Source organism: Pseudoxanthomonas taiwanensis (assembly GCF_010093135.1).
Lineage (GTDB): Bacteria > Pseudomonadota > Gammaproteobacteria > Xanthomonadales > Xanthomonadaceae > Pseudoxanthomonas > Pseudoxanthomonas taiwanensis.
Window position 1 is genome coordinate 1 of record NZ_PDWK01000149.1, and the last position, 901, is coordinate 901.

General features: G+C 63.9%; 1 protein-coding gene and 1 pseudogene. One reads left to right on the forward strand and one right to left on the reverse strand.

Annotated elements, in window-relative coordinates:
* Positions 1–530, reverse strand: a 530-nt coding sequence (locus CR938_RS14305; protein ID WP_162125623.1) for an IS5 family transposase, incomplete at its 3' end; no start/stop codon positions are given.
* A 150-nt stretch (positions 531–680) separates the two neighbouring features.
* Here CR938_RS14305 and CR938_RS14310 point away from each other — a divergent pair.
* Positions 681–901 (forward strand): annotated as a pseudogene (locus CR938_RS14310) (IS5/IS1182 family transposase); the annotation flags it as partial.

The following is a 901-nucleotide window of genomic DNA, read 5'->3' on the forward strand; positions in this document are numbered from 1 at the left end:
GCGTTGCGATGCCCACCACCCGGTGGGTCCTTCGGCGTCCCATCCTTGGGACGGAAGCTCTTGTGCGAGGCCCACGCCTGCAGCAGCGTGCCGTCGACCGAGAAATGCCCGTCCGACATCAGGCCCCGCTTTTCCGCCAACCGCACCACCTCGGCCAGAAACTCGCTCGCCACCTCGTTTCCGTTCAAACGATCCCGGTTCTTCGAGAACACGGAGTGATCCCAGACCGGCTCGTCGATCGCGATACCGACGAACCAGCGGAACAGCAGGTTGTAGTGGAGCTGCTCCATCAGCATCCGCTCGCTCCGGATCGAGTAGAACAGCTGCAGCAGCTGCGCCCGCATCAGTTTCTCCGGCGCGATGGAGGCGCGGCCGGTATCGGCGTACAGCGCCGAAAACAGGCCGCTCATGCGCCTGAGCGCCTCATCGGCCAGCTCCCGAATGGATCGAAGCGGATGGTTCGCCGGGACGAAGTCGGCGAGCTTGGCGACCGTGAACAACGATTCCTGAGTGACGTCTGCACCGCGCATCCCACGCCCTCCACTATGGCTGAGGTCGATATCGCAAACAGAGGGCTTGAAAGCAAGCTCTGGCGCGGGAGAATTTCAACAAGCTGTTAGGATCCCGCAAGAGCGTGTCCAAGGAAATCGAGGGGCGGAGGAGAGGCGGTGAGCCTGCAGTTGCAGCAGCACGGCTACATCCCGCGCGGCGGGCAGATCGTGGATGCCAGCATCGTGCAGGCACCGCTCACCCAGGCGAACAAGGACGAGCGCGAAGCGCTCAACGAAGGCCGCAGGCCCGAGGGCTGGAATGCCAAGCGGCTGCAGCACACCGACCGCGACGCGCGCTGGACCAAGAAGCACGGCAAGAGCTTCTACGGCTACAAGGTGCACGCCAACGC